The organism is Acrocarpospora corrugata (genome assembly GCF_009687845.1).
GTDB classification, from domain to species: Bacteria; Actinomycetota; Actinomycetes; order Streptosporangiales; family Streptosporangiaceae; genus Acrocarpospora; species Acrocarpospora corrugata.
Genome location: NZ_BLAD01000050.1, coordinates 1 through 26810, shown reverse-complemented (window position 1 = coordinate 26810; position 26810 = coordinate 1). Strand labels below are relative to the sequence as shown.

The following is a 26810-nucleotide window of genomic DNA, read 5'->3' as shown; positions in this document are numbered from 1 at the left end:
CCTACTGAGCGGGGGCATTACCCTCCCGGGCGTGCTGGGCGTGCTGAGCCTCCCGGGCGTGCTGGGCGGCCAGGCGGACGGGGGCGTTCACGGCGCCGTAGCCTCGGTAGCCGCCGATGCGCTGGACGAGTTCGAAGAAGACGCGGCCGACGGTGATCGTGTAGAGGTGCAGGAACTCGCCGTGGTCGTCGCGGTCGTACATGATGCCGAGCGCGCGGAGTTCGGGGTCGAGGTCGTAGCGGGCGTCGAGGTCGTCGTAGTAGTTGGGTGGGATGGAGAGGAGCAGGTCGGGGGGCAGGGTGCGGGCGGTGGCGAGGAGGTCGTCGCAGGCCAGGGCGATGTGCTGCCAGCGCACGCCGACGTTGAGGACGATTCTGACCGGGCTGGCGTGCATGGCGCGGCTGCGGAGCAGACCGTACGGGTCGGGGACGTCGAGGCTCTGCTGCGGGCCGAGGGCGAGGACGGTCCGGTAGAAGAGGGCGGCTTCGTCGTAGTGGTGCCAGGGCTGGGTGAGGGCCACATGATCGATGCGAGTGATATTTCCGGATATCGGCGGCGCTTCGTGTGGGCGGCAGAAGGTGATCCGGGTGCCGTCAGGGGCCGTGATGGTGTTCTGCTCGGACGGGGCCAGCAACGATTCCGCGCGTCTGACGGATTCCTCCGGGTCAGGGCCTTCCAGGCCGATCGCGGTCAGCGCGGGATCGCCGTTTCCGCGCAGGACAAGGCGGGCGTCGCCCTGCTCCCACAGCTGGCCATCCGTGGACACGAACCCGAGCGAGCGGACCAGATCACGTAGTCGATCATCCGCGGTGAGCTCGGCGAAGGCGAATCCGGTCGGAACCACCTGCGGTGGGACGGAAGAGTCGCCCAGAGCGATCAGTGAACGCATGCCGTCCCGTGCGGTGCGGCCCGCGTCGGCCTGCCGGAACACGTCGTTGAACACCTCCAGCGACAGCGGTCCGGTGTATCCGGCGCGGACGACGCGAGCCACCAGATCAGGCAGATCGAACATCCCCTGACCGGGGAAGCACCTGTAGTGGCGACTCCACTGCAGGACGTCCATGGCCAGCAGCGGCGCGTCGGCCAACTGCAGGAAGAAGATCTTCTCGCCGGGGATGGCCTCGATGCCGATGGGGTCCGATCCGCGCGACAGGATGTGGAAACTGTCCAGGCACACACCCAGAGCCGGGTGATCGGCCTGCTGCACGATCCGCCACGAATGCAGGTAGTCGTCCACGTGCCGGCCCCACGCGAGAGCCTCGTAAGCGATCCGGATGCCGTGCTCACCGGCCAGGGACGCCAGCTGCCGCAATTGGTCGGCGGCCAGTTCGTCCGAGGCGATCGCCGCCGGGGACACGTTCGAGCAGACCAGCAGCAGGTTCGCGCCGAGTCGCTCCATCAGGCGGAACTTGTGCCCGGCCCGGCGCAGGTTCGCGGCGAGCAGGTCGGGGGGCACGGCCTCGAAGTCGCGGAACGGCTGGTAGAGCTCGATGGTCAGGCCGAGGTCCGCAGCCCGGAGGCGTACCTCCGACGGGGACATCGGGGAGGCGAGCAGGTCGTTCTCGAAGATCTCGACGCCGTCGAATCCGGCGGCGGCGATGGCGGTGAGCTTCTCCGCCAGGGTGCCGCTGATCGAGACGGTCGCGATGGAGGTGCGCATCTCAAGCTCTGATCAGGTCGGTGAAGTGGGCGAACATGCGCTCGGTGTCCGGTTCGAGGCCGGTGAACAGGTGGAAGGCGTCCGCGGCCTGGAAGACGACCATGCCGCCGCCGTTCAGGGTCCGGCAGCCGCGCCGCCCGGCTTCGTGGAGTAGTTCGGTCACCATCGGGCGGTAGACGATGTCGGCCACCCACAGATCGGGACGAAGCAGGCCGGCGGGGAGGGGCATGCCGGGGGAGTGCGCCATTCCGGTGGGGGTCGCGTGCACGAGTCCGTCCGCATTCCGTACCAGATCGGGCAGTTCGGAAGGGTCGGCGGCTTCGACCCGGGCGTTGCCGAGGCGCTTCACCAGCGCCCTGGCGCGGCCGGGTTCGGCGTCGATCACGCTGACGTGCTCCGCGCCCAGCGTGCCCAGCGCGTACGCCACCGCCGCCCCCGCACCCCCCGCGCCAAGCTGGACGACCCGCCGCAGCGGCGCGCCCGGCAACCCCCGCGTGAACGCCCGCGCGAACCCCGTCCAGTCCGTGTTGTGCCCGATCGTCCTCCCACCGGCGAAAAGGATGGTGTTGACCGCGCCCAGCGTGGCCGCGTCCGAGGCCAGCTCGTCCACCTCCGTGAGCACGGTCTGCTTACACGGATGCGTGATGTTGAACCCATCGAACCCCAGCCGCCGCCCGGTACGCACCAAGTCCCCCGCCGCCTCCGCGTCCACCCCCAGCACGTCGATGTCGATCACCCGGTAGAGGTAACGCACCCCGTGGCAGTCCGCCTCACGCTCGTGCAGCAGCGGGCTGAGCGACAGCCCGATGCCCGAGCCGATCAACCCGATCAAATAGGAGGCCATCGCCACGTCCTTCTGTACGAACTGGTGAGTTAGTTATACCTCGTCACAGCCACGATCACCCCAACAGTCCTCATAAGACCAGTTCAACAGGGAAATTTCAGCTCTTGACAGTGAAGGGTGGTCGCTGCACCATGCAGGAATCGAACCTGTTAATGAACTATCCGGTTCGTAACAATGCTGGATCACACCCCCCAGGGAGCAGTCGTGACTGATCATCCATCCGGCGTCCAGCAAGGCACGCCGCGCAAGGCGGCCGTCGCCGCCTGGATCGGTAGCGCACTGGAGTACTACGACTTCTTCATCTACGGCAGCGCCGCCGCCCTGATCTTCTCGAAGGTGTTCTTCGACACCTCCGACCCCGCGACCGCGACCCTGCAATCACTGGCCACCTTCGGCGTCGCGTACGCGGCCAGGCCGGTGGGCGCCTTCGTCCTCGGCCACGTCGGCGACCGCTTCGGCCGCAAGAAGATCATGGTCTTCACGCTGATCCTGATGGGCGTGTCGACCTTCCTCATCGGCTGCCTGCCGACCCGGGAGCAGATCGGCGGCATAGCTCCCGTTCTGCTGGTGCTGCTGCGGGTGCTCCAGGGTCTGTCGGCGGCGGGGGAGCAGGCCAGCGCCAACTCGATGACCCTGGAACACGCGCCCGCCGACAAGCGCGGCTACTACACGAGCTTCACCCTGAACGGAACGCAGTTCGGGCAGATCCTGGCCACGCTGGTCTTCATCCCGGTGGCCGCGATGCCCGAGGACCAGATGCTCAGCTGGGGTTGGCGTGTCCCGTTCTGGCTGAGCGTCGTGGTTGCCATCGCCGGATACATCATCCGCCGCCGCGTCGAGGAAACCCCCGCCTTCACCCAGTCGCTGGCCGACGGAACCGTCGCCAAGATGCCACTCGCGCTGCTGTTCCGCGACCACTGGACCAGCGTGGTCCGCGTCGTCTGCGCCGCCCTCATCGCCACCGTCAGCACGATCTTCACCGTCTGGGCCCTCAGCTACGCCACCAGCGACGAGATCGGCCTCGACCGAGCCACCATGCTCTGGGTCAGCAGCGCCGCCAACGCGGTCGCCCTGATCGCCATCCCTCTATGGGCCAAACTCTCCGACCGAATCGGCCGCAAACCAGTCTTCCTGATCGGCGCCATCGGCAGCCCCATCATGATCTTCGCCTACCTGGCCGCGATCAACTCCGGCAACTACCCCCTCATCTTCCTGGTCGGCATGGCCACCCTGGGCATCGTCTACAGCGCCTCCAACGGCATCTGGCCCTCCCTCTACGGCGAAATGTTCAGCACTCGCGTCCGCCTCTCCGGCATGGCCATCGGCACCCAAATCGGCTTCGCCGTCGCCGGCTTCGCCGTAGCCTCCGCCGCCGGCATCGTCTCCCCCGAAGGCTGGCTCGGCCTCCAAGGCTGGCCCGGCGTAGGCATCTTCACCGCCATCCTGTGCGCCATCAGCGCCATCGCCGTAGCCACCGCCCCCGAAACCTTCCAAACCCCCACCGAAGACCTAGGCCACACCCCCACCAAAGCCGCCACCTCAGCCTGACCAGAACCCCACGGCGGCCAACGATCCCCCAACGTGATCACAACCTCCGTGGGGTTCCCCACGCCCCTCCGCACCAGAAAAGCGAAGGTCCTGCACCGCGCGGATCAGAATCCCTGTGGTCCGCGCCAAATGCCCAAGGAGGCTCACGCGGAGCGCGGATCAGAATCCTTGCGGCTCTGCCGTACCGGCTCCGCGCCGAAGAGCCGAAGGATGCTTACGCGGAGTGCGGTCAGGGCCTCCGCGTGGGACATGCGGCCCGAAGCGACCTCGGCGCCCGCGGCGTGGCCGATGCCGATGAAGGCGGCCACGAGCCAGGTGGGTGCGAGGTCGCGGTCGAATTCTCCGGCTTCCTGGCCTCGGCGGATCAGCCGGTACAGGCGGTCGCTGATCGGTTCGTGGCGGTCGACCTCGTCCTGGGGCGTGGCCGATCCGGCGTGCATGAGGACGGGGTAGTTCTCCAGGAGTCGCCATGAGGTGTCGAGAAGGCGCAGCAGCGCGGCCGGGGCCGGGCCTTCGTCCAGGGCGGCCTCGTCCAGAGCCGCGAGGATCTCCTTGGTGACCAGGTCGATCACTGCGTCCAGGAGTTTCTCGCGCGTGGGGAAGTGCGCGTAGACGGTCTGGCGGGTCACTCCGGCGACGGCGGCGACGTTCTCCAGGCTGGCGTCCGGGCGTTCACCGAAGACCCGGATCGCGGCCTGCAGGATGGCCGCCACGCTGCGCTCGGCGTCGGCACGACGACGCCTAGGACTTATCTCTTGCATCGTTGTCAAATCTTACGCGATGCGGATATCTTACATACATGTAAGAGTTACTGACGATTGGAAGTGACATGGATCTTCTCCCAGGCAGCACGCCCGAACGATTCCTGCTCGACTTCTTCACCTCGTTCACCGAAGAGATCGTCCGCGCCGACACCGACCCCGAAACGACCGTCGACCGCTACTTCACCCCCGACATCGTGCAGATCAGCGACGGCGCCACACTCGACCGCGCCAAGTTCGTCGCCCACCTCCGCCCCGCCCGGACGAATCTGATCGGCTGCCGATACGAGATCCACGAAGCGATCCTGAGCGGCGACCGGATCGCCGCCCGCCTGACCATGCACGCCGAATTCCGCAAGGGCAGACACCTCTCCACCGACATCCACCTCTTCGGCCAACTAACCGAGGACGGCAGGCTACGCCGTACCACCCAGCTCACCCGAACCCTCCCCGAATCATGACAAGCGCCTCCTACGTGGTCGCCGGAATGGTCTGCGCCAACTGCGTAACCTGGATCACCGAAGAACTCGCCCAACTCCCGGGCGTTACGGCCGTATCGATAGACCTCCCCACCGACACGGTCACCGTGACCAGCGACCACCTTCTCGACATAGCCGACATCCGCCGAGCCGTCGAAGAAGCGGGCTACACGCTGGTCAGCTCGTGATCCCCTTCTGTTGCTGCCGTAGCTGGGATTGATCCAACGCGCGGCAACCATGATGGACACCTTGGCCGCCCCGGCTCTTCGAAGCGCGAGGGCGGCGGACTGGGCGTGGCCACCCTGCGCCCAGGTGTCATCCATGAGGAGAACGTGCGAGCCGGGCGGGAGGGCAGCGGACGCGCGAAAATGATCGACGTTGAGCGTTCGCGGGTACGGCGCCTGCGGCGCGGCGATTAACGGGGCGGCGACCAGCGGGACTTCAACGCCACGCGCGGCCCGCGAGGCGATCTTCAGGAACGGGTGTTCACCCGGTTTGGCCGGGAGCGACGGTACAACGGTACAGAGGACCAGGGCGTGAACGGGAATCCGACGATTCGTTCGGCGCAGCCAGAGTGGAGGGAACTGCCCAGCTCCAGAAGCGCGATCATGACCGCGTAATGCTGATCCAGACGGGACTGAACTTTGTACTGGCGCATCAGGTAGCCAGACTGGGTATCCCGTATGGCGTAAGTGAGGGCACAGACGAGGTCGGCGACACCGGGAGTTCTGCTGTGATACCCGCACGGGTCGCAGAAGACGTTGCCATCGCTAGGAGTGGCGCAAACGGCACAAGTCACACCGACTCTGCGGATGGGATTGCGCAGGTAGCCACCTGCCTATGTCACCAGTGCCGCCGCGACTTGGTCGAGGTCCTCGCGGCTCCATGGGGTCAAGCCATAACCAGCTTCTGCAAGGTGCCGCCGGCGACCCGATCAGTCTGGACGAGGTTGTCCACCACAGCCATGACCTCGTCTATACCCGTAGCCACATGGACGTCTGGACGCCCGACGAGCGCCTTGGCCCACTGGTTGCCGGTTACGACGAGATCGGTCAGGATCACCGGCCGGCCATGTTCCACGGCCATCCTGGCCTGGGCTCGGGCCCCGCTTGTCTCCCCGGCCTCCACGACCACGGTGGCAATGCCGTACCCAGACATCGTGGCGTTTCGCATCAGGAAGGTGTGCTTCTGTGGCGGTGCGTCCGGCCAGAACTGCGACAGGAGCAAGCCCTTCTCGGAGATTTCCTCGTGGCGGGCATGGTTCGCCGCCGGATACCTCTTGTTGATGCCGGTGGCTATGACGGCGACGGTGCGTCCACCGGCGTCCAGGGCGGAGCGGTGCGCGGCGGCATCGATACCGAGGGCCAGACCCGAGACGACGGTCACCGAACGAGCGGCGAGTTCGCGAGCGACGTTAGTGGCAATCTTGAGGCCTTGGCTGGAAGCGGCGGGAGCCGACAACCGAGACTCCGACGTCGCCTGGGCTCAGGGATCCCCGGTAGAACAGAACGGGCGGCGCCTGATGAACCCCCCGCAGCCGCTCTGGGTAAGCAGGGTCGAGCACCGTCAGGAACGCGTTTCCCTCCGCGGTCCAGCGTTCGATCTCTTCGGCGGATGACAGCAGAGGATCCGGCCGACCAGGGGGATCGATCAGCGCCGCCGGCTCATGCCGCTCCCACACCTGGACCGCACTGCCCGTCTCCAGAACCTTGGCCGTGATCTCCGCCAGCTCGCGCCCTTCGTCTGGGCGCGCAGCAGCGCGATGAGCGCTGCGCGTTCCTCAGAGCTGGTCGCTGTCATGAGACCAGAATACGAGTCCATCCCTCCGCACTCCACACCCCGCCTCCAAGAAAATGAAACGTTAGTTCGAATATACCGGCGGCCTGGGAAAGCGGAGAGGCCCCCGAAGGGGCCTCTGAGGGGATTTGTCAGGGCTACTTGGTTGGCTTGTCGGCTTCGCCGATCGGCTTGCGGGTGAGTCCGTCCTTGCTGATCGGCTTTTCGGTGTTGGGATTGGCCGGTTCGGTCTGGTCGGCGGGGGGTGCGGTGACTGTTACCGGGGTGCCGAAGTCGCTGATGTCCAGGATGTTGGTTTGGCCGTTGTCGGTGAAGGTGACTTCCAGGTGGCGGACGCGGCCCTGGTCGTCCACGTCGACGAGGCCGGAGGCGGCCATGGATTCGCCGCCGATCTTTGCAGGGTGGAGGTTGCCCGCGTCCGCGAGGGAGAGGGTGTAGCGCTGGCCGGTCCAGCCGGTGCCGGTGGCGGGGCCGCTTTCGTGGACGTCGGTGGCGGAGCGGAGTTCTTGCAGGGCTTCCTGGGGGTCGAGGGGGGCGAGTTTGACCAGCGCGATGGCTGCCGGCGCGTCCTCCATGATCGCTTGGTCGCGTGGCGCGACTGTCCACTGGTCGGTGTTTTCCGGCTTGATGTACACCAGGTCGCCGATGAACCGGGTTTCTGCGCCGTCGTTTCTGGTGATGACGCCCACGTGCTGAGCGGGGTCGAAGGCGCCCTCGAAGGTCTTGGCGCCCGAGGTGGTGTGAATGCGGTAGCTCTCCTGGCCGGTGTTCTCGATGGCGGCGATCACCTGGGCCTGCGCGGAGGGCTGGCCGCCGGGGAAGACCAGCACGATCAGGCTCACCGCGGCGGCCACGGCCAGCGTGGTGAGGGCGGGGATCAGGACCCGGGCCGGCTTGCGCCTGATCACCGGCATCGGGTCGAGGCCCGGCGGCCGGTCGTCGGTGGCCTTGATGAGTAGTGCGCGGAATTCTCGCTCGTCCATGAACGGCTCCTCGTCTCGGTGTCTCACCGGCTCACACTCCCTTCCTCCTCGGTACGGTTGACCAGCAGCATCAGCTGCCGCATGGCCCGAAGCCCCCGATGCGTGTGCGTCTTGACGCTGCCCACAGAACACCCCATGAGCTCGGCGGCCTCCGCCTCGGACAGATCGACGAAATACCGCAGCACCAACGCCGTACGCTGCCTGGCCGGTATCTTCGCCAGCGCGTTCCGCACGTCCTCGGCGACCGCCCGTGCCTCCCCCAGGTCACCAGAAACAGGGAGATCAGGCAGTTCCGCCCGCGGGATCTCGCGCCGCCAGCGCGCCCGCCACCAGGATCGTTGCGTGTTGACCATGATCCGGCGCAGGTAGGCGTCCGGTTCGCTGCCGGTGTCCAGCCGGTGCCACACGCCGTACAGCTTGGCCAGGCTGGACTGCACCAGATCCTCGGCCGCGTGCCAGTCCCCGGTGAGCAGGACCGCCGTCCTCAGATGGTGATCTCCCCGCCGTCGCACGAAGTCCACGAAATCCGCGTCCACCCGGTGTCCTTTCGCCCGTGAATGCCACCCCTGACACTCCCCGAGCCTCACCTCAGGTTGACCCTAGAACGCAAAGAGGCCCCCGAAGGGGCCTCTAACGGGAGAAGTTACTCCTTCCACTGCGCGCCGCGTGCGTCCCATTCGGTGTACGTGTACGGGTTGTCCTGGATCTTGGTCGCCGGGATGTCCGGGTTCATCCCGGCTGCCCAGGACTCCTCGCCGAGCTGCTCCCGCAGGTAGTCGACCGTGCCCTCGACGGCCCGCCGCGCGGCGGCCAGGTCGATCCCGACCAGCCGGTTCTCGCTCTTCACGATCCGCCCGTTGACCAGCACGGTGTGCACGTCCCCGCGCTGCGCCTGGAACGCCACATGCCCGTACGGATTGAGGATCGGGAACATCACCGGCGACGCGTCGTTCTTGAGCAGAACCACGTCGGCCTTCTTGCCCGCCTCCAGGCTCCCCACCGCCGAGTCCAGCCCGAGGGTACGGCTCCCGCCCCGGGTCGCCCAGTCCACGACCTGCTCGGCCCGCAGGTGGCAGTGGGTGATCGTCTCATTGCGCCCGTGCGCGTCCATGTGCTCCCGGGACCGGTCGGCCCCGAGCGTGGACCGCATCGCGGAGAACAGATCCCCGCTCCACCACACGCTGGTGTCCATCGACAGCGACACCGGAATGCCGTGCCGCCGCAGCTGCCACGTGGGCGGGTAGCCCTGCCCGGCGCTCTGCTCGCTCTCGGTGGAGACCGAGACCGAACCGCCGGTCGCCGCGATCCGCTGGTACGAATCGGGCGTCAGCGTGGCCGCGTGCACGTACACCGACTGCGGTGTCATGAAGCCGTTCTCGTGCATGAGCCGGATGCCGTCGTCGTTGGTCGCCCCCCAGACCCCCGCGTGGGTGGTCACCGGCGCGCCCAGCTCACGGGCGACCTCGAACGCGGCACGCTCGGGAAACGCCGGGTCACCGGTCACGTCGAAGGCCATCTGGAAGCCGAGCATGTCGCCCCGGCCGTGGATCCGCCGGGCGACGAAGTCCCGGAATTCCGGCGAGGTCGCCCACTCCCACGGACCCTGCTGGATGTTGCCGTAACCCAGTACGAAACGTCCGGGGATCGCTTCGAGCGCGTCCACGGCCGCGTCCGCGTGGTCGACGGTCTGCAGGCCGTGCGACCAGTCGACGGTGGTGGTCACGCCGGCGTCGAGGGCCTCGATCGCGCCGAGCAGGTTTCCTGCGTACACGTCCTCGGGGCGGAAACGCTTGCCCGATTCGAGGTAGTACCAGACGAAGTACTGGGTGAGGGTCCAGTCCGCGCCGTAGCCGCGCATCGCGGTCTGCCAGAGGTGGCGGTGGGTGTCGACCATGCCGGGCATCACGATGCCGCCGGACGCGTCGATCTCCAGCGTCCCGTCCGGCACCGCCAGGGCGGGCCCGACGGCCTCGATCCGTTCGCCGACGATCAGCACGTCGGCCGCCCGGTGCACGGTGTGGTGGTCGTCCATGGTCAGGACCATGCCGTCGCGGAGGACGACTGGCCGGCCGGGCTCGTGGGCGGCGGTTGCGCTCATGATGCCTCCCTTATGGCGGACGGATGTCCGTATGGCGGTCAACGAAACGGTGATGCAACAATGAGAGCGCCTGGGCCAGATGTCAAGGCAAAGCGGGACCCCAGCCGCACGGAGGGAACTGATCACCCGAATGGCACGCAAGGACACCGGCCCCGACTTCATCGAAGCGCTGGCCCGGGGCCTGGACGTGATCAAGGCGTTCCAGCCGCGCCGTCCCGTGCTCTCCCTGACCGAGGTCGCGGCCGCCGCCGAGCTGGCCCGCCCGACCGCCAGGCGCATCCTGCTCACGCTGGAGGAGCTCGGCTACGTCCGCCCGGAACGCGGCGGTTTCATGCTCACCCCCCGGGTCCTCGAACTCGGCGTCTCCTACGTGCACGCGATGGGCCTGTGGGAGGTGGCCCGCCCGCACCTGGAGCAACTGGTCGCGCTCACCAACGAGTCCTGCTCGATCGCCCAGCTGGACGGCTCCGACATCGTCTACGTGGCCAGGGTCGCGGTGCCGAAGATCGTCACACTTTCGGTGAGTATCGGGACCAGGTTCCCGGCCCTGCCGACCTCACTCGGCAAGGTCCTGCTGGCCGCCCTTCCGCCGGAGGAGGCCGATCGGGTGCTCGCCCTGCCCAGCCGCTCCGGCATCGTGCCGCGCTGGCAGCCCGGCGAGGACGAGCGCCGCGCGGCGCTGCGGTCGGTGCGGGCCAGCGGGTGGGCGCTCACCGACGAGCAGTTGGCGTACGGCATTCGCTCGGTCGCGGCGCCGCTCAGGGACGGCCACGGCCAGGTGATCGCGGCGGTCAACGTGAACGCGCACGCGGCCGAGACCTCGATGGCCAAGCTGACCGAGGAGTACCTGCCCTCGCTGCTCAGGGCGGCCGGCGCGATCAGCGCGGATTGGGCGCTCTGTGAGTCGATTCCGCAGGTGACCGCCTCCTGAACTTGACATCGTCCGCCGGCGAGGCAGAGACTCTGGAACGGCGGACATCTGTCCGTCCAGCGGACGAAGGGATTGATTGTTCTCCATGCCCGGCACTGGCCCGCTCGCGGGCGTTCTCGTCGCGGACTTCTCCCGGGTGCTCGCGGGGCCGTACGCCACGATGTTGCTCGCGGATCTCGGGGCCGAAGTGGTGAAGGTGGAGAGCCCCGGCGGGGACGACACCCGGTCCTGGATGCCCCCGGTTCGGGGGGATGTGTCCACGTACTACCTGGGCGTCAATCGGAACAAGCGCTCGGTGGTGCTGGATTTGAAGGACGCGGGGGATCTGGGGCTCGCGCGGGAGCTGGCCGGGCGGGCCGATGTGCTGGTGGAGAACTTCAAGCCGGGTGGGCTTGCGGCTTATGGGCTGGATTATGCGGCGGTGAGTGCCGGTAATCCGGGGGTGGTGTATGCGTCGATCACCGGGTTTGGGACCACTGGTGGTGCGCATCTGCCGGGGTATGACCTGATTGTGCAGGCTGTGTCGGGGTTGATGAGTCTTACTGGGGATCCGTCGGGGCCGCCGTACCGGGCTGGGATTTCGGTTTTCGATGTGATGACCGGGATGCATGCCGTGTCGGGGGTGTTGGCCGGGCTCTATGAGCGGGCGTCGTCCGGGCTGGGGCAGCATGTGGAGGTCAATCTGCTGTCGTCGGCGCTGTCGGGGCTGGTCAACCATGCCAGTGCGGTGGTGGCCGGGGGAGTCGTGCCCTATCGGATGGGGAATGCTCATCCGAGCCTGTTTCCGTACGAGCCGCTGCCGGCCAAGGATGGCGAGTTGGTGATCGGGGCAGGGAACGACGGGCAGTTCCGGCGGCTGTGCGGGGCGCTGGGAGTGCCGGAGCTGGCGGATGATCCGCGGTTCGCGCGCACCCCTGATCGCACGGCCAACCGGGAAGAGCTGCGGCCGTTGCTGGTGGAGCGGCTCGCGACGCGTACCCGGGCGGAGTGGTTCGAGGCGTTGAGCGCGGTGGGTGTGTCGTGCGGGCCGATCAACACCGTGGACGAAGGGGTGGCGCTGGCCGAGAAGCTGGGGCTCGATCCGGTCGTCGAGCCCGGCGGGGTGCCGTCGGTGCGCAACCCGATCGGATTCTCGCGGACCCCGGCGAGCTATCGGCTGCCGCCGCCAGGCCAGGATGAGCACGGCGCGGAGATCCGGGCCTGGCTGGCGGCTCCTACCACGGGGGAATCATGACCGAACAGTTTCGGACGGCCATCGGGGCTTCGGACGCGACGCGCATCCGCCTGCTCGGGCAGGACGTCGCGACCGACCTGATGGGGAAAGTCGGCTTCGGTGAGCTGGCGTTCTGGCTGGTCGCCGGTGCGCGACCGACGCCGGGGCAGACCAGGGTCTTCGAGGCGGTGCTGGTCGCGCTGGCCGACCACGGGTTCACGCCCACCGCGATCGCGGCGCGGCTCACCTACCTGAGCGCGCCCGAGTCGGTGCAGGGCGCGCTGGCCGCGGGCCTCCTGGGTGGGGGTTCCCGGTTTCTCGGGGTGACCGAGGACGCCGGGCGGTTCCTGGCCGAGGTGCTCGACGGCGGCAACTGGGACGGGCTGGACGAAGCCGCCTGGGACAAGGTCGCGCTCCGGGCCGTCAAGGGCGCTCGAGCCGCCGGTCGGTTCGTGCCTGGCTTGGGGCATCCCGTACATAAAGAAGAGGATCCGCGGACTCCGGCGCTGCTGGCCATCGCCGAAGAAGAAGGGCTGCGGGGGCCGCATCTGCGGCTGTTCGAGGCGATCGGGCGGGTTCATCCGCAGGTGCTCGGGCGGCAGTTGCCGCTCAACGGCGCCGGCGTGTGCGGGGCCGCGCTCGCCGACCTCGGGCTGCCCGTCGACCTGCTCCGCGGGTTCGCCCTGCTGGCCAGGGCCGCCGGACTCCTCGGCCACCTGGCCGAGGAACGGCGCGACCCGATCGCCATGGACATCTACCGCACTGTGGATCGCAACACCATCTACCTGCCTGACCAGGAGTAAGGAGGCACCATGGCCACGCTGGCCGCGGTCATCGCGTCCACCCACCACCCGTTCTACTACCGCGCCAGTACGGCTCCGCCGGAGGAGCGGCCGCCGTTCGCGGACGCCTGGGTGGCGAAGATCCTCGCCTTCCGGGAGACGCTCACCCGGGCCAGGCCCGACGTGCTGGTCATGGTGGGATCCGACCACTTCCACCAGCTCTGGCTGGACAACATGCCGCAGTTCCTGGTGGGGAAGGCGCCCTTCTACGACGCCAACTTCTACAACGAGGAACGCGAGTTCGGGCTGCCCAAGATGACGCTGCGCGGTTCCGAGGAACTGTCCACGCACATCCTGCGCGGCGGCCTGGACGAGGGCTTCGATCTGGCCTTCAGCAACGAGCTGCGGATCGATCACAGCATCACCTGCCCGATCATCACGCTCCGGCCGGAGGCGGACCTGCCGATCGTGCCGGTGTACACGAACATTTTCGCGCCGCCCATGCCGCAGCCGTGGCGGTTCGTCGAGCTGGGGAAGGCGCTGCGGCGGCTGGTGGAGTCGTGGCCCAGTGAGCTGCGGGTCGCGGTGATCGGGACTGGGCACCTGTCGCTGGAGCTCGGCGGTCCCCGGCAGTTCGGGCCGCACGGGCCTGATCCGGAGTTCGATCGCAAGGCGGTCGAATGGATCGCGGGCGGGGACATCGAGCGGGCGCTGGCCGAGGTCAGCCTCGAAAGCCTGTGGAATCCGGGGAACGCGACGCACGGGTTCATGGACTTCATGCTGATGATGGGCGTGGCCGGGGAAGGCGCCAAAGCCGATCACGTGGACACGCTTGATTTGTTCCACACCATGGAGGCGTATTTCACCTGGTATCCGGAAGGGGCGCCGGCATGAGCAAGTATCTGCTGAACAAGTTCCTCTTCACGGTGGACCGGGATCCGGAACTGGTCGAGCGGTATCGGGAGGATCCGGTCGGGACGGTGGCCTGGTGGGAGTCGTCGATGGCGAACTCCATTCTGAACTGTCACAGCGGTGAATCCAGCACGTGGCTGGCGTTCGAGCCGGGCGAGCGCGAGGCGCTGAGCTCGCATGACTACATCCGGCTGTTCGAACTCGGCGCGCATCCGTTCCTGACGCTCACCCTGTTCATCGCGCTGTTCGAGCGCGACTATGCGGAACCGCTCGCTTTCCAGAAGGAGTACGGCGCACGCCTCGCCCGCTTCTCACTCCCTTATCCCGATATTTCGACTTAGAGCTTACAGAGAATTAACTTGCGCGCCCACAAAGGGTTTATTGAGGTCGGAGACCTATGAACCTACGAGTTAATTCTCTGTAAGCCCTTAGAACCACTAACAGAATGGGCCGCGCCTTCTTGGCGCCAGCGCCGGTGGAAGCATCACCTGCGTTAAAGGCGACCGACCCGGCAACTCGCCTATTCCGTTAGGAGTTGTTAAAGCGGCGAGGGCTGTCGGCGGCATTCGCAGTCGCGGTGGCGTGGCCGCTGCTCTGCGTGAAGGGTGGCGTACGGAGTCGTGGCGGTGCGTCGCGATCTGGATCTGGGGTTGCCGACGACGATCGCGTAGGCATGGCGGTGGCGTGATGTTGCCGTACGGGTAATGGTGGCGTGCGCCGCCGCAGTCGAACGAAGCCCTGCCGGGGTTGCAGGGGTTCGCAGGAGGATGTTCATGAGAGCTGCTGTTGTGCAAGCCTGCGGGATTCCGCCGGTTGCGACTGAGTCGCCTGAGCTGGTTCCTGGCGAAGGGGAGACTCTGGTTCAGGTGGCGGTCGCGCCGATCACGCCCTTGGATGTGTTGTGCGCGAGCGGGACGTCGTATTTCGGTGCGCCCGCCTTGCCGTATGTGCCGGGGGTTCAGGGCGTTGGCTGGCTGGCGGATGGCAGCAGAGTGTGGTTCCCCACCCAGGCTGGGATGCGCCCCGGGGACGGGAGCATGGCCGAATTGTGCGTCGTTCCCACCGGTGACCTGGTGCCCATCCCGGACGGGCTTTCCGACGAGACGGCCGCCGCGCTCGGGCTGTCGGCGGTCGCGGCCTGGATGTCTCTGACCTGGCGGGCCGGCCTTCAGCCTGGGGAGCAGGTGCTGGTCCTCGGCGCGGGCGGCGCGGTCGGCCAGGTCGCCGTCCAAGCGGCCCGCCTCCTGGGTGCCCGCCGCGTCGTCGCCGTCTGCCGCTCACCCGAAGCCCAGAAACGCGCCACTGACGACGGCGCCGACGTGGTCGTCCCGCTCCACGACTCCGACACCCCCGCCGACCTGGCCGAACGCCTCCGCCAAGCACTGGACGGAGGCGTCGACGTCGTCATCGATCCCGTCTTCGGTATCCCCGCCACCGCCGCCACCCACGTCCTGGCCCCCCACGCCCGCATCGTCAACTTGGGCGGCGCCGCCTCCGAATCGGCCACCTTCACCTCCGCCTCCCTCCGCTCCACCTCCGCCTCCCTCCTCGGCTACACCAACAACGCCCTCACCCCCGCCCAACGCCGGCAGGCCCTCACCGAAATCTTCAGCCACGCCGCCAACGGCGCCCTCCACGTCGCCCACACCGTCACCCCTCTCACCGACATCACCTCAACCTGGTCAACCGGCGCCGGAACCCCCGCCAGCCGACCTGTCATCCGCATTGGGACAAAGCCCAACACGACAGGGTGACCATCCGCACTTCCGCGTAGAACCCGCCTATTCGATGCGACTCGGGAGTTCACTGCTCCCACCCTGGAACGCGCCAATCAAGCCGTTACAGAGGACAACCTTTGGGGCGGAATGGGCGTCGTTACTCGTGATCAGTCATTAGGTCGTTCTCAGGAGTTCAGTTGGCCGGTGAGCCGATTCTCGCTGTCGACTTCGGGACGAGTTCTTGCTGGTGTGTTGACCACGGACCTTCGCCGGGTCGATGGGCCCCCCGATCTCGGCGATCGCGTTGCTCCGAGCCGTCCCGCACCCAGCTACGCCTGATCGCTGATCATGCTTCGTGACCGGGCGGATGCCGCCTTCAACACCGCCAGGACGGTTCTGGCCCGGGTGCCCACGCTCGCCCCCGCGGCCGAAGCCGTCGCCGCCGCGCACGACCGCCTCGCCTCGGCGCTTCGCGTGGCCCTGGTCGGTCGGGTCGGCTCGGGCAAATCCACGCTTGCCAATGCTCTGCTCGGTCGGGTTGGTTCGGGGGAGTTCACGCTTGCCGATGGTCGGGTTGGTTCGGGTCAGTCTGCGGTTGCCGATGCGCTGCTCGGGGAACGTTCCGCGGCGACCAGGGTGCAGGAACTCGCGGTCAAGGTCACCTGGCTCCGGCATGGGTTGCCCGCGCTTACCGCGCACTTCACTGATGGCCGTCCGCCGGAGGCCCGTGACCTGGCCGAACTGGAGCGGCTGGTGGTCCGGGCCGATGGCGCCGAGGGCTTGGCGGGCTTTCTGCGAGGGATCGACTATCTGGAGGTGGCCGACCCCAATCCGTACCTGCGGGCCTTTGACCTGGTGGACACGCCTGGACTGGACACCCCGTTCGGCGCCGAGACAATCGCGCGGTTTCCGGGCCGGACATCCGCCGGTGTGCGCGCGGCCTCGCTCGAACACGCCGGCCGCGCCGACGCGATCGTGTTGGTCCTCGCTCCGGGCTTGGCGGCGGCCGAGGAGGAGCTGCTGGAGGATTTCACCGCGGCCGGGTTCAGCACGGCCACCCCGATCACCACCATCGGCGCATTGACCAAGATCGACTTGTTCTGGCCGGAGCATGCTGACCCGATGGCGGAGGGCGAACGTGTCGCCGCCCGGCTGATGCACGCGGCCGGAGCCCGCCGATACCTCTACGATCTGCGCCCGCTGGCCACCCAGGTCGGCGTGGCGGCCGACACCTTCGGCGAGAACGATTTCGCCGACCTGACCACCCTGTCCCAAATCGAGCCGGACACCCTGACCGCCAAACTACGACACGGCCCGATGCATCCCGACCTGGGCGTTCCACCGGAACGAGGGCAGGCCCTGTTCGCCCTCTTCGGCGGATACGGCATAGCCCTGGCCTGCGCCTTGATCCGAAACGGCATCGACAGCATCCCCGAGTTACGCACCGAACTGCTCAACCGAAGCGGCCTGACCGCGTTCCGTACCCTCCTAACAGACCACTTCGGCAACCGCGCCGACCTGATCAAGCTCAGTCGAGCCATCCAGGACGTCCGCCGCCTCCCCGCACTGGCTGGCCCGACCGGCCCCCGCGAACGCATGGCACTCGATCAGGCCATCGCAGCGATCACCCAACTCGAATTCCAGGAACACGCCCTCGCCGAGTTCGCGGTACTACGTAACCACTACGACGGCCTGCTCACCTTCAACGGCCCCCAGGTCGCCGAACTACTGCGCCTCACCGGCCAACACGGCCTGCGGCTCACCGACCGCCTCGACCTGGACCCCGCCGCCGACCCCACCACCCAGGCGGCGAAGGCCCACGAACGGCTGATCTACTGGGCGGGCGTCGACATCGATCCATCCTGTCGGGGCGCGACCCGCCGAGCCGCACAGGTCATCAGGCAAAGCTACGAACTGATCATCAACGACCTGTAGGCACCGCAGTCCGCTGACGCCCCGGAGAGGGCGACCAGCTTGTGCCGGGAATCAGAGCAGAAATCGCCCGTCCATGCCGGAGCCCGTCGCTCGTCCATGCCGGAGTCTGTTGGCCGCGCCACGCTGGAGTCCGCTGGCCGCGCCATGCCGGAGTTCGTCGGCCGCGCCATGTTGATCGGCCAGTCGGACGCCATCGACCCGGCCGCGAGGAGCTTTCCACGCAGCCGGCGCACGCTCGGGCTGAACGGCGCCGGATAAAGACGAGTAGTCCGGGGATTCGCTCATTTCGTTAGGTGTTTCAGCCGTTAGGCGTTGTATGGGTCCTCGTCCGCCTGGATGCGGCGGGCCATGGATTTGAGGGCTTCCAGTGCGGTCAGGTATGTCATTGGGCCGAAAGAGACGCGGGCGACGCCGAGTGTGGCCAATCTGCCCACGGTCATTCCGGGCAGGCAGGTGACATTGATGGGGCCGGGGATGGCCTTGGCCAGTTCGGCGATGACCTCTTCCGAGGGGGCCAGGATGGGGAAAATGCAGTCGGCGCCGGCCTCCAGGTAGCGACGGCCGCGTTCGGCGACCTCCTCGACGGAGGGGGAACCGGTCAGGTACAGGTCGATCCGGGCGTTGATCACCAGGTCGGAGTTGGCTGCCCGGAGTGCGGCGATAAGCGAAGCCTGCGTGTCGACGTCACGGGGTCCGCCGGCCTTGTGGTCGGTTTCCTCGTAGTTGAAGCCGGCCGCGCCGATGGCGGTGAGGCGTTGGACGAGTTCCTCGGGGTGCAGGCCGTAACCGGCTTCGGCGTCCACGGTCACCGGAACATTTACGGCGCGGATGATTTTGGCCGCGATGTCGAGCATTTCGCCGATGGGCGCGCCCTCGTGGTCGTCGTATCCCAGCATGGCGGAGATCGACGCGCTGGCGGTGGCCAGAGCCGGATAGCCCGCATCGGCCACGATGGTGGCGCTCCCCACGTCCCACACATTCGGCAGGAGCAGCGGAGCGCCCGGCTTGTGGAGGTCGCGAAGCAGGGCGGTCTGGGCGTTCGGCATGAGCATTTCCTCACTTCTGGCTGGAGCGTCGCACTCACGACCACGCTGAACCTTGTTTCGTGACGGAGTCACCATGTGATTCACAGCACAGCGGGATCTTCCCTGCCTGAGCGCACCTCAGCGGAGTTCGACACCGAGCCACATTGACGCATCCGAATCTATGCGAACACCTTCGGGCTGAGGTCTGCGTCCAGCTTGGGCTCTCGCGTGTTGGCGTGTCTGTATCAACGCGACACCTTCGGGCCTAGGTCCGCGTCCAGCTTGGGCTCTCGCGTGTTGGGGCATTCGTACCGACGCGAACACCCTCGGGCTGAGGTTCGCGTCCAGCTTGGGCTCCCGCCTGTCGGCGCATCCGAATTTGCGATCACCCCCAGGCCGAGGCGCGCACCCGGGCTGGGGCTCTCGTTTGTTGGGGCTTCCGAATCCACGCGAACACCAGGCGCGGATGAGGGGATCAGCTGTTGGAGGGGCGGGCGCGGATGTGGAGGCGTTCGCCTTGTGGGCCGAAGAGGCTGAGGAGTTCTACTGGTTCGGGGCCTGGGCTGCCGAACCAGTGGGGGAGGTGCGTGTCGAACTCCGCCGCCTCGCCTGCCGTGAGGATCAGGTCGTGGTCGCCGAGTAGAAGGCGTAGGCGTCCGGAGAGGATGTAGAGCCATTCGTAGCCTTCGTGGACCCGTTGCTTCGGCTCGTGGCTCGGGTCATGGGCCGGGATGATCAGTTTGTAGGCCTGGAGGCCGCCGGGGCGGCGGGTCAAGGGGATGAATGTTCTGCCATGGCGGCTGAACGGGCGGCCGTGAATGCGCGGGTCGCCGGTCGTCGGGGCGCCGACGAGTTCGTCCAGGGGTAGTTGGTGGGCTCGGGCCAGGGGGAGCAGGAGTTCCAGGGTGGGGCGGCGCTGGCCGGATTCCAGGCGGGACAGTGTGCTGACCGAGATTCCGGTGGTCTCGGAGAGCTGGGCCAGCGTGGCGCCGCTCTGCTGGCGCAGAGCCCGCAGCCGCGGGCCGACGGCGTCGAGGACATCGTCAAGAGCAGGCGCGTCTTCATTCACCCGGCCAGTTTGCCGTCTTGGCAACGGTATTTGTCAAATCTGCCAATGGGGATGGATAGTCCAGCGCGGAGACGGTCGCCGTGGCCGTACTCACGAACGAAGGAGCGTCCACCATGGAGGAGAAATACGACGTTGTCATCGTTGGCGGCGGCGCAGCCGGGCTCAGCGCGGCCCTGACGCTGGCCCGGGCGCGCCGCTCAGTGCTGGTGGTCGACGCCGGTGCCCCGCGCAACGCCCCAGCGGGCCAAGTGCACAACTACCTGGCTCGCGAGGGCACACCCCCCGGCGATCTCCTGGCCATCGGCCGCACCGAGGTGACCGGCTACGGCGGCGAGATCGTAACCGGCAGCGTCGTCTCGGCTCGTCCCCTGGAGGACGTGGAGGACCTGGAGGGCCACGGAAGATTCCACGTGGAGAGCGTTGTCTCGGCCGGTTCCTTGGACGACCAGGAGGACGGTGGCGGATTCCGCGTGGAGCTCGCCGATGGGCGGGTGGTGGCGGCGCGGCGGCTGTTGGTGGCGACCGGGTTGGTGGATGAGTTGCCCGACGTGCCCGGGTTGGCGGAGCGGTGGGGGCGGGATGTTCTGCACTGCCCGTACTGCCATGGGTGGGAGGTTCGTGACCAGGCGATCGGCGTCCTGGCCACGGGGCCGATGGCGGTGCACCAGGCGATGATGTTCCGCCAGTTGAGCGCGGACGTGACGCTGTTCCTGCACACCGGGCCAGAGCTCACCGGCGAGCAGCGGGAGCAGCTCGCGGCGCGGGGGATCGCCGTCGTGACGGGCGAGGTCGCCGCCCTGGAAACGACCGACGACCAGCTCACGGGGGTACGGCTCCGCTCGGGCGAGTTCATTCCACGCCAGGCCGTCGTGGTCGCGCCGCGATTCACCGCCCGCGCCGACGTACTCGCCACGCTCGGGCTGGAGCCGATCGAGCAGCTGGTCGACGGCCAGGTCATCGGCAGCTACGTGCCCGCTGACCCCACCGGGCTGACCGCTGTCCCCGGGGTGTGGGTCGCCGGCAACGTCGCGAACCTTTACGCCCAGGTGATCGGTTCCGCTGCCGCGGGGCTGAACACCGCCGCGGCCATCAACGCCGACCTGATCGCCGAGGGCACTCGCCACGCCGTGGCCGCCCACCGCCGTCGGCACGAGACCTTCTCCGCCGAAACCGAGCGGGAGATCTGCGAGCAGGTCCTCGGCGCCAGCCGTCACGGCGTCTGAAACCAGCTATGCCAAGGAGTACAGATCATGTTCGATGAGCAGTCCTGGGAGGAGCGGTATCGTTCTCACACCGCCGTCTGGAGCGGGCGGCCCAACCCCCAACTCGTGGCCGAGGCCTCCGACCTGCCCGTCGGCACGGCGCTCGACGTGGGCTGCGGCGAAGGGGCCGACGCTCTCTGGCTCGCCTCGCGCGGCTGGCGGGTCACCGCGGTGGACTTCTCCACCACCGCCCTGGGACGCGCTGCCGCACACGCCGAAACCTTCGGCGCCGACGTGGCCGAGCGCCTGCGCTGGCTGCACGCCGACGTGACCACCTGGGCCGATAGACACCAGTTCGACTTGGTCTCTGCGCACTTCATGCACCTGCCAACCGCCCCACGCGAAGCCCTGTTCGCCCGGATGGCCGCGCTGGTCGCCCCCGGCGGAACCTTGCTCATCGTCGGCCACCACCCCAGCGATATGCAGACCCCGATGCCCCGCCCCCAAATCCCCGAGATGTTCTTCACCGCCGAAGAAGTCGCGACCTCCCTCGACCCCAACCAGTGAGACATCCTCGTCACCGAAGCCCGGCCACGCCCCGCCAACGACCCAGAAGGCCGTGAGGTCATCATCCGCGACGCCATCCTGCGAGCCCGCAAACGTCCATTGTGAAACTAGATGGTTGTGAAACCAGCTGGTTGTGGATATGGTGACGTGGTGGCAGTTGATGAGTTAAGTCTGGTGTTTTCGGCGTTGGCCGATCCGACCAGGCGGGCGATCCTGGAGCGGCTGGCTCATGGTGACGCGACGGTGAACCAGCTCGCGGAACCCTTCGAGATGAGCCAGCAGGCGGTGTCGAAGCACCTCAAAGTGCTCGAACACGCGCGGCTGATCTCACGTAGCCGAACCGCGCAGTCGCGGCCCTGTGCTCTGGACACGGTGCGGCTCGACGCGGCGGTCGGCTGGATAGTGCGGCATCGGCAGATCTGGGCCGATCGCCATGATCGCCTGGACGAGCACCTGGCCGCCCTGCGGAAAGCGGAATGATGACAGAGACCGGCGAACTGACCTACCGGCGGGTGCACCAGGGATCGCCTGAGCTGCTCTTCGACTGCATGACCACCCCGGAGCACCTCACCCATTTCTGGGGCCCCACCGGGACGACGACACCGATCGGCGGCATCGTCATCGACCTCCGGCCCGGCGGTGTCTTCGAAACGACCATGGTCAACGACGCCGACGGCAGCGCGTACATCATGCGGGCCGTCTATGTGGAGGTACGTCGTCCCGACCGCCTGATCTGGATCGAGTCCGATGTCGAAGGCGGCATGCGTACCACGATCACTTTCGTCGATCTGGAGGACGGGCGGACCGAGGTGGTCACTCATCAGAGCAATGTGCCGAGCGCGTACCTCAGCGCCCAGGCCAGAGCTGGTTTCGCCACCAGCCTCGATCGTCTCGATCTCTACCTGGCCGCCCGGCAAGAGTAAGGAACACGAAATGCCAGTGATCACCTCACCCGACGGCACGGTCATCGCCTACGACCGCGCCGGCAGCGGGCCCGCGCTCGTTCTCGTGGACGGCGCCATGTGCTACCGAGCCGCAGGCCCGATGCGCCCCCTCGCCGCACTCCTGGAGAACACGTTCACGGTCTACACCTACGACCGACGCGGCCGGGGCGAAAGCTCGGACACCCCGCCCTACGCGGTCGCCCGCGAAATCGAGGACCTGCAAGCCCTCATCGCACAAGCCGGCGGCGACGCGTACGTGTACGGCATCTCCTCCGGCGCGGCCCTCGCCCTCACGGCCGCCGCAGCCGGATCCGGAATCACCAAACTGGCCCTCTACGAGCCCCCGTTCATGGCCGCGACCGGCGATACCGACCAGATCACGGAATACACCAAACAACTCCACGAACTCCTCGACGCCGACCGTAAGGGCGACGCCGTAGCCCTGTTCATGATGCGCGTCGGCATGCCCGCCCAGGCTGTCGACAACTTCCGCGCCCAGCCCGGCTGGGCCACCCTGGAAGCGATCGCCCTCACCCTCGCCTACGACGACGAAATCCTCACCGGCGGCCGAGTACCACGCGACCTGACCGCGAAGATCACCATCCCGGCCATAGTCCTCGCCGGCGGAGCCAGCCCTCAGTCCCTCCAGCAGGCGGCCAAGGCAACCGCGAACGCCCTACCGACCGCGGAACACCAGACCATCCCCGACCAGACACACGACGTGGCCCCCGACAAACTGGCACCCGCGCTGACCGAGTTCTTCGGCGCCTGACCTCTACACCTGAGCTGACCGCGCCCGGACGGACCGGCGGCTAATTCGGCCGGTTTGAGCGGTTGGCCCGCCGGTATTCGCCGGGGGACTTGCCGGTGAACTTCTTGAAGGCCACGCCCATGTACTCCGCGTGGCTGAAGTGGAGGCGTTCGGCGATCTGGGGCAGTGGCCAGTCGGTCTGGATCAACAGGTCGGCCAGTCGTTCCATCCGGACCCGGTTGATCTCCTCGTGCACGGTCCGGCCGAGGACCTGGATGAAGCGGTAGTCCAGCGACCGGCGGGACAGCCCGACGTGGCGCTGCACGGCCGCGACCGGGACGCCCTCGTCGGCCCGGTCCCGGATCAGCTGGAGCGCCTGCGCCACGAGGGGGTCGCCGACGGCCAGGATGTCGGAGGACTGGCGGGTCACGATCCGCAGCGGTTCGATCAGGTAGAGCTGCGGGTCGGGGGCCTGGCCCGACATCATCTCGTCGAGCAGGGACGCCGCCAGGAAGCCGGTGCGGGTGCTGTCCGGCTGGATGCTGGAGAGCGGCGGCGAGGTGAGGTTACAGATCAGCTCGTCGTTGTCGACCCCGAGCACGGCCACGCTGTCCGGGACCGCCAGGTTCGCGATCTTGCAGGCTTCCAGCAGTTCCTGTCCCGCGATGTCGTAGCAGGCCAGGACGCCGACCGGGGAGGGCAGGCCGAGCAGCCAGTCGGCCATCGCCAGCCGTTCGCCGGCGAGGGTGCGGGAGTGCTCCATCCGGAATTCGAGGGCGGTGAGCCCATGCTGGGCGGCGTGGGCGGCGAACCGGGCGCCCCGCTTCACCGACCAGCCGAACCGGGCGTCGCCGCAGTACGCGAGCGTCCGCAGGCCGCGGACCACGAAGTGCTGGACCGCCAGCCGGGCGATGACGTCGTCGTCGGTCTCGACGCAGGGCAGCTCGGGCGCCAGGTAGGCCGCGCTGAGGTCGACGGCGGGCAGGCCCAGCCGCCGGACGTGCCGGGCGGTCTCCTCGTTCTCGATGCGGGCCAGCACGCCGTCGCCGCGCCAGCCGTCCAGCCAGGACAGGTCGGTCTCGTGCCGGCTGTGTTCGCCCAGGTAGATGGACCAGCCGGGGTGCGTGACCAGGTATTTTTTGATGCCGACCAGGAGGCCCCTGGCGTAGGCGTTGGAGGTCTCGACGAGCAGCGCCACATGCCGAGTGTCCGTGCCGCGCCGCTGGGCTTCGACCAGGTCAGATGCTGTATCCACCGTCTTGTCCCCCGCTCCCGGATGACTGGCTCGGGAGTGTACTAAATCTAAGGACCGCAGCGAAATAGTTCATGGTCGCGCCGATGCTCTCTCCGTACCTTGGACCAATAGCGAAGAAAGGTCCACGAATGACGCAAAAGGTACGTATCGCCATCGTCGGCCTCGGGTTCGGCGCGGAGTTCATTCCGATCTACCAGGCGCACCCGAACGCCGAACTGGTCGCGGTGTGCCAGCGGTCCGAGGAACCGCTCAACCAGATCGCGGACCACTTCGGGATCGCGGCCCGCTACACCGACTACGCGCGGATGCTGGCGGACCCCGACATCGACGCGGTGCACATCAACACCCCGATCGAGGCGCACGCCGACCAGTCGGTGGCCGCGCTCGACGCGGGCAAACATGTGGCCTGTACGGTGCCGATGGCGGTCTCCCTGGAAGATTGCGCCCGGGTCGTCAAGGCCCAGGAGGCGTCCGGGAAGTCGTACATGATGATGGAAACCGCTGTTTACACGCGGGAGTTCCTCTACACCAAGCAGCTGGTGGACAGCGGGGAGCTCGGGCGCATCCAGTTCCTGCGCGGCGCGCACATGCAGGAGATGGCGGGCTGGCCGGACTACTGGGAGAAGATGGCCCCGATGCACTACGCCACGCACGCGGTGGCGCCGCTGCTCGCGCTCGCCGGGCGGGAGGCGCACTCGGTGCGCTGCCTCGGCTCGGGCCGGGTCAACGGCCGCGACCCGGTAGGCGGGCTGGCCTTCGCCGTGGAGAGCGCGCTGTTCCAGCTCCGGGACTCCGACCTGGCGATGGAGGTCACCCGATCCTTGTACGACGTCGCCCGCGAGTACGTGGAGAGCTTCGACGTGTTCGGCGAGCGCAAGAGCTACGAATGGCAGCAGCTGGAGCGCGAGCACCCGGTCGTGTTCACCGGCGAGGACGGCGAGCGGGTCGAGATCCCCGACTACGCCGACCGGCTGCCCGCGGAGATCCGCGAGTTCACCACCCGCGGCGTCTACGACGCGACCCAGAACCAGCACCTCTCGTTCACCCAGGGCAGCGGGCACGGTGGCTCGCACCCGCACCTGGCGCACGAGTTCTTGATGAGCATCCTCGAAGGGCGCGAGCCCTTCCCCGGCGTGCACGCGTCGGCGAACTGGACCAGCGCCGGCATCTGCGCCCACGAGTCGGCCCTCACCGGCGCCGAGGTCGAACTGCCGGTTTTCACGAACGGAGAGCACAGTGCCTGACGTCATCATCGAAACCGGGGCGGACCGGGTCAGCGTTTTCCGTACGGGGTCGTCGACGCCCGTGCTCGTCCAGAACGCGGCGGCCGACCGTCGCCCGTACATCCATCCGATCGTCGTGCCCGGCGGCACGGCGGCCGTCACCGAGGACGCCCCCGCGCACCACCCGTGGCAGCACGGTCTGTACGTCGGGCTCAACGACGTGAACGGGATCGGGTTCTGGATGGAGGGACTGCGGCCCGAGCGTGCGGACCAGGACGGGACCTTCCACCCGCGGCTGCTCGGCGCGCCGCGGGTGGAGGGGAACCTGGCGACGTGGGGGGTGTCGACCGAGTATCGGTACCCGTCGGGGGAGCTGTTGCTGCGGGAGACCCAGGAGTGGGAGTTCGCCGATCACGGCGACTGGTATGACCTGGATCTGACGTTGACCTTCCACGCCGACGAGCCGGTCACTTTCGGGCAGTACGCCTACGGGGGGCTGTTCCTGCGGATGCCGTACCGGGCCGAGGCAGGCGGGACGGCCTTCAACAGTGCCGGGCAGAGCGGCCCGGAGGCCGAGGGGCAGCGGGCGACCTGGGCCGCCGCCCGGATGCCCGTGCCCGGTCACGAAGGCGACGTGCTCGTGGTGGTCATGGATCATCCTTCGAACGCGGAGCATCCGGTGCCCTGGCGGGTGGACAACGAGCTCGGGATCGGGCCGAGCGTGTGCGTGGCCGGGGCCTGGCGGATCGGCGCGGGCGAGGCGCGGAGCTTCCGGCACCGCGTCGCGGTCTACGGCGAGCCCGTCGCGACCCCGGTCATCGAGGAGAACTGGACGTCGTTCAGCAAGCGAGGATCAGCGTAACGACAGCGCTCCATCCGGACTTCGGCTGGAACCGGTGCGGAGCCCGAACGCGATGACGATCGCGCCCAGGATCGCGGCGACGACCGGGACGATCAGGGCGGTCTGGAGGGCGGCCTGCGGTGAGATGCCCTCGCCGAGGGCCGCCACGTTGACGGCGGTCACCGCCGACAGGCCGAGGGCGGTGCCGAACTGGATGGCGGTGTACAGCAGGCCGCTGGCCAGGCCCAGCGCCTTGGTCCGTTGCGGTCCTT

Annotated in this window: 27 protein-coding genes and 2 pseudogenes; 18 read left to right on the top strand and 11 right to left on the bottom strand. The window is 67.8% G+C overall.

All coding sequences use genetic code 11. The features are described 5' to 3' along the window. Position 1: 1 nt before the first annotated feature. Positions 2 to 1660: a sugar phosphate isomerase/epimerase and 4-hydroxyphenylpyruvate domain-containing protein gene (locus Acor_RS17030; protein WP_155337646.1), complete on the bottom strand. Its 1659-nt coding sequence runs from the start codon at positions 1658 to 1660 to the stop codon at positions 2 to 4. Position 1661: 1 nt separating this feature from the next. Continuing rightward, on the bottom strand, positions 1662 to 2504 hold the full coding sequence (locus Acor_RS17025; protein ID WP_155337645.1) for a shikimate dehydrogenase: 843 nt from the start codon (positions 2502 to 2504) through the stop codon (positions 1662 to 1664). A 204-nt stretch (positions 2505 to 2708) separates the two neighbouring features. On the opposite strand from Acor_RS17025, the gene Acor_RS17020 reads away from it, so the two are divergent. Beyond that, positions 2709 to 4052 (top strand): MFS transporter, encoded by a 1344-nt coding sequence (locus Acor_RS17020; RefSeq protein WP_218034336.1) that lies wholly within the window; start codon positions 2709 to 2711, stop codon positions 4050 to 4052. A gap of 143 nt (positions 4053 to 4195) precedes the next feature. On the opposite strand, the gene Acor_RS17015 is transcribed toward Acor_RS17020, so the two are convergent. Next, positions 4196 to 4813, bottom strand: coding sequence for a TetR/AcrR family transcriptional regulator (locus tag Acor_RS17015; protein ID WP_155337643.1), 618 nt, complete (start codon positions 4811 to 4813; stop codon positions 4196 to 4198). A gap of 68 nt (positions 4814 to 4881) precedes the next feature. Between Acor_RS17015 and Acor_RS17010 the strand changes: the two genes are divergently transcribed. Further along, a complete protein-coding gene (locus Acor_RS17010; RefSeq protein ID WP_155337642.1) occupies positions 4882 to 5274 on the top strand; it encodes a nuclear transport factor 2 family protein in 393 nt (130 codons plus the stop codon). Next, a complete protein-coding gene (locus tag Acor_RS17005; protein WP_155337641.1) occupies positions 5271 to 5480 on the top strand; it encodes a heavy-metal-associated domain-containing protein in 210 nt (69 codons plus the stop codon). Before Acor_RS17010 ends, Acor_RS17005 begins: the two co-directional genes overlap by 4 nt. A gap of 703 nt (positions 5481 to 6183) precedes the next feature. Here the strand turns inward: Acor_RS17005 and Acor_RS43295 are convergent. The 4 genes and pseudogenes from Acor_RS43295 to Acor_RS16985 form a co-directional block, all read right to left on the bottom strand. Beyond that, positions 6184 to 6856 (bottom strand): annotated as a pseudogene (locus Acor_RS43295) (DNA-processing protein DprA). A 370-nt stretch (positions 6857 to 7226) separates the two neighbouring features. Further along, positions 7227 to 8072 (bottom strand): hypothetical protein, encoded by an 846-nt coding sequence (locus Acor_RS16995; RefSeq protein WP_155337640.1) that lies wholly within the window; start codon positions 8070 to 8072, stop codon positions 7227 to 7229. Positions 8073 to 8095: 23 nt separating this feature from the next. Next, positions 8096 to 8608, bottom strand: a complete 513-nt coding sequence (locus Acor_RS16990) for a SigE family RNA polymerase sigma factor (RefSeq protein WP_170316965.1) — start codon at positions 8606 to 8608, stop codon at positions 8096 to 8098. A gap of 107 nt (positions 8609 to 8715) precedes the next feature. After that, positions 8716 to 10170 (bottom strand): amidohydrolase family protein, encoded by a 1455-nt coding sequence (locus Acor_RS16985; protein WP_155337638.1) that lies wholly within the window; start codon positions 10168 to 10170, stop codon positions 8716 to 8718. Between the two features lie 130 nt (positions 10171 to 10300). Here Acor_RS16985 and Acor_RS16980 point away from each other — a divergent pair, with 130 nt between their 5' ends. The 8 genes from Acor_RS16980 to Acor_RS42230 all read left to right on the top strand — a co-directional run bounded on the left by Acor_RS16980 (position 10301) and on the right by Acor_RS42230 (position 17919). Further along, positions 10301 to 11101, top strand: a complete 801-nt coding sequence (locus Acor_RS16980) for an IclR family transcriptional regulator domain-containing protein (RefSeq protein ID WP_155337637.1) — start codon at positions 10301 to 10303, stop codon at positions 11099 to 11101. A gap of 85 nt (positions 11102 to 11186) precedes the next feature. After that, a complete protein-coding gene (locus Acor_RS16975) occupies positions 11187 to 12335 on the top strand; it encodes a CaiB/BaiF CoA transferase family protein (protein WP_155337745.1) in 1149 nt (382 codons plus the stop codon). Then, positions 12332 to 13117: a citryl-CoA lyase gene (locus Acor_RS16970; protein ID WP_155337636.1), complete on the top strand. Its 786-nt coding sequence runs from the start codon at positions 12332 to 12334 to the stop codon at positions 13115 to 13117. The genes Acor_RS16975 and Acor_RS16970 overlap by 4 nt, the downstream gene beginning before the upstream one ends. 9 nt (positions 13118 to 13126) lie before the next feature. Then, on the top strand, positions 13127 to 13990 hold the full coding sequence (locus Acor_RS16965) for a DODA-type extradiol aromatic ring-opening family dioxygenase (protein WP_155337635.1): 864 nt from the start codon (positions 13127 to 13129) through the stop codon (positions 13988 to 13990). Next, positions 13987 to 14349 carry a hypothetical protein gene (locus Acor_RS16960; RefSeq protein ID WP_155337634.1) on the top strand — a complete coding sequence of 121 codons (363 nt, stop codon included), beginning with the start codon at positions 13987 to 13989 and terminating at the stop codon, positions 14347 to 14349. The genes Acor_RS16965 and Acor_RS16960 overlap by 4 nt, the downstream gene beginning before the upstream one ends. Positions 14350 to 15045: 696 nt before the next feature. Further along, complete coding sequence (locus Acor_RS16955; protein ID WP_246238697.1) at positions 15046 to 15762, top strand: quinone oxidoreductase family protein; 717 nt, start codon at positions 15046 to 15048, stop codon at positions 15760 to 15762. A 312-nt stretch (positions 15763 to 16074) separates the two neighbouring features. After that, positions 16075 to 17661, top strand: coding sequence for a P-loop NTPase family protein (locus Acor_RS16950; protein ID WP_155337632.1), 1587 nt, complete (start codon positions 16075 to 16077; stop codon positions 17659 to 17661). Between the two features lie 96 nt (positions 17662 to 17757). Beyond that, a complete protein-coding gene (locus Acor_RS42230) occupies positions 17758 to 17919 on the top strand; it encodes a hypothetical protein (protein WP_170316964.1) in 162 nt (53 codons plus the stop codon). Positions 17920 to 17966: 47 nt separating this feature from the next. On the opposite strand, the gene Acor_RS16940 is transcribed toward Acor_RS42230, so the two are convergent. Together Acor_RS16940 and Acor_RS16935 are read right to left on the bottom strand one after the other, a co-directional pair. Beyond that, positions 17967 to 18707 carry an isocitrate lyase/PEP mutase family protein gene (locus Acor_RS16940; RefSeq protein ID WP_246238696.1) on the bottom strand — a complete coding sequence of 247 codons (741 nt, stop codon included), beginning with the start codon at positions 18705 to 18707 and terminating at the stop codon, positions 17967 to 17969. Positions 18708 to 19161: 454 nt separating this feature from the next. Then, positions 19162 to 19755, bottom strand: coding sequence for a helix-turn-helix transcriptional regulator (locus Acor_RS16935; RefSeq protein ID WP_155337630.1), 594 nt, complete (start codon positions 19753 to 19755; stop codon positions 19162 to 19164). A 113-nt stretch (positions 19756 to 19868) separates the two neighbouring features. Here Acor_RS16935 and Acor_RS16930 point away from each other — a divergent pair, with 113 nt between their 5' ends. From Acor_RS16930 to Acor_RS16910, 5 genes are all read left to right on the top strand, one after another. Further along, entirely contained in the window at positions 19869 to 20978 is a 1110-nt protein-coding gene (locus tag Acor_RS16930) for an NAD(P)/FAD-dependent oxidoreductase (protein ID WP_155337629.1), read from the top strand. Between the two features lie 27 nt (positions 20979 to 21005). After that, positions 21006 to 21524 (top strand): SAM-dependent methyltransferase, encoded by a 519-nt coding sequence (locus Acor_RS16925; RefSeq protein WP_218034333.1) that lies wholly within the window; start codon positions 21006 to 21008, stop codon positions 21522 to 21524. Between the two features lie 150 nt (positions 21525 to 21674). Next, positions 21675 to 22004 carry an ArsR/SmtB family transcription factor gene (locus tag Acor_RS16920; RefSeq protein WP_155337628.1) on the top strand — a complete coding sequence of 110 codons (330 nt, stop codon included), beginning with the start codon at positions 21675 to 21677 and terminating at the stop codon, positions 22002 to 22004. After that, on the top strand, positions 22001 to 22447 hold the full coding sequence (locus tag Acor_RS16915; protein WP_155337627.1) for an SRPBCC family protein: 447 nt from the start codon (positions 22001 to 22003) through the stop codon (positions 22445 to 22447). The genes Acor_RS16920 and Acor_RS16915 overlap by 4 nt, the downstream gene beginning before the upstream one ends. Positions 22448 to 22457: 10 nt before the next feature. Next, positions 22458 to 23240, top strand: coding sequence for an alpha/beta fold hydrolase (locus tag Acor_RS16910; protein ID WP_155337626.1), 783 nt, complete (start codon positions 22458 to 22460; stop codon positions 23238 to 23240). A gap of 40 nt (positions 23241 to 23280) precedes the next feature. Here the strand turns inward: Acor_RS16910 and Acor_RS16905 are convergent, their stop codons facing one another. After that, on the bottom strand, positions 23281 to 24474 hold the full coding sequence (locus tag Acor_RS16905; protein WP_218034332.1) for an AraC family transcriptional regulator: 1194 nt from the start codon (positions 24472 to 24474) through the stop codon (positions 23281 to 23283). A 128-nt stretch (positions 24475 to 24602) separates the two neighbouring features. On the opposite strand from Acor_RS16905, the gene Acor_RS16900 reads away from it, so the two are divergent. Further along, positions 24603 to 25718: a Gfo/Idh/MocA family protein gene (locus Acor_RS16900; protein ID WP_155337625.1), complete on the top strand. Its 1116-nt coding sequence runs from the start codon at positions 24603 to 24605 to the stop codon at positions 25716 to 25718. Beyond that, positions 25711 to 26559 (top strand): DUF6807 domain-containing protein, encoded by an 849-nt coding sequence (locus Acor_RS16895; RefSeq protein WP_155337624.1) that lies wholly within the window; start codon positions 25711 to 25713, stop codon positions 26557 to 26559. The genes Acor_RS16900 and Acor_RS16895 overlap by 8 nt, the downstream gene beginning before the upstream one ends. Here Acor_RS16895 and Acor_RS42225 read toward each other — a convergent pair. Continuing rightward, positions 26551 to 26810: pseudogene (locus Acor_RS42225) on the bottom strand (hypothetical protein); the annotation flags it as partial. The gene Acor_RS16895 and the pseudogene Acor_RS42225 sit on opposite strands and share 9 nt — an antisense overlap.